This window comes from Nocardia sp. NPDC060220 (assembly GCF_042727815.1).
Lineage (GTDB): Bacteria > Actinomycetota > Actinomycetes > Mycobacteriales > Mycobacteriaceae > Nocardia.
The window spans coordinates 1-3,772 of record NZ_JBHWZY010000690.1 but is presented as its reverse complement, the minus strand read 5'-3'; the positions used below and the strand labels follow the sequence as shown (position 1 = coordinate 3,772).

The window sequence follows — 3,772 nt, the reverse complement described above, 5'->3', positions numbered from 1 at the left end:
CACCGGTCTGGACACCCTGCCCAAGATGGTCCCGCCGGTCATCGGCGCCGACTAGTCGCCGATCCTGATGGAACAGAGTAGATCTCCCGTGCGTACCTGGCATTTCACCGCGTTAGATTTCCGCACCCTGTGGGAAGCCGCGGGCCGCGACGTCCTCCCGTACCCGCTGCATCACCGCCATACCGACGTCGAAACCCACGCCGAGGTCCTGCGCCTGCGCAGCAAGGCCGCGGAGAACCTGATGGCCGAGTTCGACAGTGATCTCGACCGCGCCATGGCCGCGCTGCTCGCCCCACATGCCCGCGTCGAAGTGGCGGGAGCGTCCAAGGGCGTCAAAACGATCCGGGCCCACGGCGGCGCCCGCGATACCTACGCTTCCCTCGCCGTCCAAGCCCCCGGCGACGAGACCAACCCCGGCGACATCACCCTCCACCTTTTCGACCCGGACGCACTGGCCGCCGCCGTCCTGTCCACCCTCCCCAAAGTCGCGCCCGGCAAGGGCCGCGAAATCCGCGTCACCGCAGCGGAACTCGCGGCCCCTCGCCCGCACGTCCGCGACCGCTGGAACCCCACCCCCCGGGAACAACTCGAATCTTTCCTGGCCAAACCCACCACCACCCTCACCCACATCGGCGTCTACGCCCACGGCAGCGTCGACAACCGCCACACCGAAGGCCGCGACGACTTCCAACTCCACGACATCCCCGGCGACGGCCGCTACGTCTTCTACGGCGAAACCACCTTCATCGCCAAACCCACCACCCCCACCCGAATCCAGTCCACCCTCGCCACCATCCTCACCACCACGGCCACCAAGGCCCGCACCGGCACGTACCTCCCCCGCTGAGCCGGTCAGCGCCGACCGGGTCGCATCGCCGCCGTCGCTTCGCGAAGTGCGCGTTGGATATGGCCGCACTACCAAACGCCAGGAAGCTGTCGGACGCCCGTGGATCAGATGGCGAGGACGGTTTTTCCGCGTGCGCTGCCCTGGCCGAGGACGGCGGGAGCGGCCTCCAGTGGGACCGTCATCTGCACCGGCACCACCACATCACCGGCGGATACCCGAGAAAGCAAGCGGCTCAATTCTGGTGAGCGGCCTTTGGATTCGAAGTTTCCGCCGGTGATGTCGCGGTCGCGCAATATGGCTTCGTCGGCTGCCCAGATCGTCGAGTAGGCGTGTCCGCCGCGCCGGACGAGCGTGGCGTGCGAGGCGAAATCGCCTGCTGAGCTGACCAGGTCGAACAGGACGTCGATGCCGTCGGGGTGGGTGAAGCGCACGGCGTCGGTGATGCTCGAGTCCTGGCGGGTGGCCGGGTCCGGATCGTCGACATTCGGGTCGGCGGGGCGGATCTGGGTGTAGTCGACAGTCTCGGCCGCGCCGAGGCGCGCGACCTGGTCGGTGGCGTCGCCGCGGGCGGTCGCGATCACATGGCCGCCGGCGATATTGGCCAGCTGGACGAGGAAGGAACCCACACCGCCGGTCGCGCCGACGATCAGCACTGTCTGGCCGGGCTGGATGTGCGCGGCGTCCACCAGATCCTGGGCCGTCACGCCGGCGACCGGCAGCGCCGCCGCGGCCACCGTGGTGACGCCGTCGGGGATGGGGACGAGGGTCGCGTCCTCGGGGACCGTGGCGTACTGCGCCCAACTGCCGTGTCCCGCAGGCGCGGTCAGGAATTTGCCGACCACCTTGTCGCCGACCTTGAACTTGGTGACGCCCGTGCCGATCGCCGAGACGGTGCCCGCGCCGTCGACGCCGAGGATCATCGGGAAGTCGGTGGGCATCTTGCCCTCCAGGATGCCGTCGGCCATTTTCAGGTCGAACGGGTTGACCCCGGCCGCGTCGAGCGCCACTTGCACCTCGCCGGGACCCGCGTCGGGTACCGGGACATCGGCGAGCTCGGGTGTGGCGCCGAACTTCTGAACCACGATCGCGCGCATGGGGGTGAACTCCTCGCATCGGGGGTGAGCCGGGCATCGCAATCCTAGGCGGATAGCCGTTCGACATGCGGTGATTGGTCGTCTTCGGTGGTGTCGCGGCGTACCGTGAAGCGCGGATTCGCAGTCGGTGAAATTTTTTGTAGTTGAGCGGAACAGACTCAACTTTGTGAGCGTTGAACAAGTCGATACCGGACACACACAAGGGAGATTCGTGGACTCGTTCAATCCCACCACCAAGACGCAGGCGGCATTCAACACCGCCCTTCAGGCCGCCGCGGCGGCGGGCAATCCGGAGATCCGTCCGGCACACTTGCTGGTGGCGTTGCTGGATCAAACCGACGGCATCGCCGCACCGTTGCTCAAGGCCATCGGGGTCGATCCGGCGACAGTCGAACGTGAGGCAGGTGCCCTCGTCGACCGCCTGCCGCGTGCCACCGGCGCCACCACCAAACCGCAATTGGGCCGTGAGGTCCTCGCCGCGATGACCGCCGCCCAGCAGCTCGCCACCGAGCTCGGCGATGAGTTCGTCTCCACCGAAAACCTGCTGGTCGGGTTGGCTGAAGGTGATTCGGATGTCGCTCAGCTGCTACGCAAGCACGGCGCAACCCCGGAGGCCCTGCGCGACGCGTTCACCGCGGTCCGCGGCGGCAGCGGCCGGGTCACCAGTGCCGATCCGGAAGCCAGCTACCAGGCGCTCGAGAAGTACTCCACAGACCTCACCGAGCTGGCGCGCGCGGGCAAACTCGACCCGGTGATCGGGCGCGACACCGAGATCCGGCGCGTGGTGCAGGTACTGAGCAGGCGCACCAAGAACAATCCCGTCCTCATCGGCGAACCCGGCGTCGGCAAGACCGCCATCGTCGAAGGGCTGGCGCGGCGCATCATCGAAGGTGATGTGCCGGAGTCGTTGCGCAACAAGAAGGTTGTCTCGCTCGACCTCGGCGCGATGGTGGCGGGCGCGAAGTATCGCGGTGAATTCGAGGAGCGGCTCAAGGCCGTGCTCGACGACATCAAGAACAGCGCGGGCGAGATCATCACCTTCATCGACGAGCTGCACACCATCGTCGGTGCGGGCGGCACCGGCGACTCGGCGATGGACGCGGGCAACATGATCAAGCCGTTGCTGGCCCGCGGTGAGCTGCGCCTGGTCGGCGCGACCACCCTCGACGAGTACCGCAAGTACATCGAGAAGGACGCCGCGCTCGAGCGGCGATTCCAGCAGGTGCTGGTCGGCGAGCCGTCGGTGGCCGACACCATCGGCATCCTGCGCGGCATCAAGGAGCGCTACGAGGTGCACCACGGCGTGCGGATCACCGACTCCGCGCTGGTGGCGGCCGCGACGCTCTCGGACCGCTACATCACCTCGCGATTTCTGCCCGACAAGGCGATCGACCTGATCGACGAATCGGCTTCGCGGCTGCGGATGGAAATCGACTCGCGGCCCGTCGAGATCGACGAGATCGAGCGGGCGGTGCGGCGCCTCGAGATCGAAGAGGTGGCGCTCGAGAAGGAGACCGACGCCGCGTCCAAGCAGCGGCTGGAGAAGCTGCGCCAGGAATTGGCCGACGACCGCGAGAAGCTCAGCCAGCTCACCACCCGCTGGCAGAACGAGAAGAACGCGCTCGATTCGGCGCGCGGGCTCAAGGAGCGGCTGGAGGCCATGCGCGGCGAGTCCGAGCGGGCCGAGCGCGACGGCGATCTCGGCAAGGTCGCCGAGCTGCGCTACAAGCGCATTCCCGACTTGGAGAAGGAACTCGCCGACGCCGAGAAGGCCAGTGCCGGAGCGTCCGACGGTGACGTGATGCTCAACGAGGAGGTGACTCCCGACGAC

At 67.6% G+C, this 3,772-nt stretch carries 3 protein-coding genes; 2 read left to right on the top strand and 1 reads right to left on the bottom strand.

Annotation, left to right across the window (positions count from 1 at the left end):
* Positions 1-88: 88 nt before the first annotated feature.
* Positions 89-847 carry an ESX secretion-associated protein EspG gene (locus ACFWF3_RS27730; protein ID WP_378995856.1) on the top strand — a complete coding sequence of 253 codons (759 nt, stop codon included), beginning with the start codon at positions 89-91 and terminating at the stop codon, positions 845-847.
* 104 nt (positions 848-951) lie between these two features.
* Here the strand turns inward: ACFWF3_RS27730 and ACFWF3_RS27725 are convergent, their stop codons facing one another.
* On the bottom strand, positions 952-1,941 hold the full coding sequence (locus tag ACFWF3_RS27725; RefSeq protein WP_379316366.1) for an NADP-dependent oxidoreductase: 990 nt from the start codon (positions 1,939-1,941) through the stop codon (positions 952-954).
* 211 nt (positions 1,942-2,152) lie between these two features.
* On the opposite strand from ACFWF3_RS27725, the gene ACFWF3_RS27720 reads away from it, so the two are divergent.
* On the top strand, positions 2,153-3,772 hold a 1,620-nt coding region (locus tag ACFWF3_RS27720), incomplete at its 3' end, for a Clp protease N-terminal domain-containing protein (protein ID WP_379316364.1).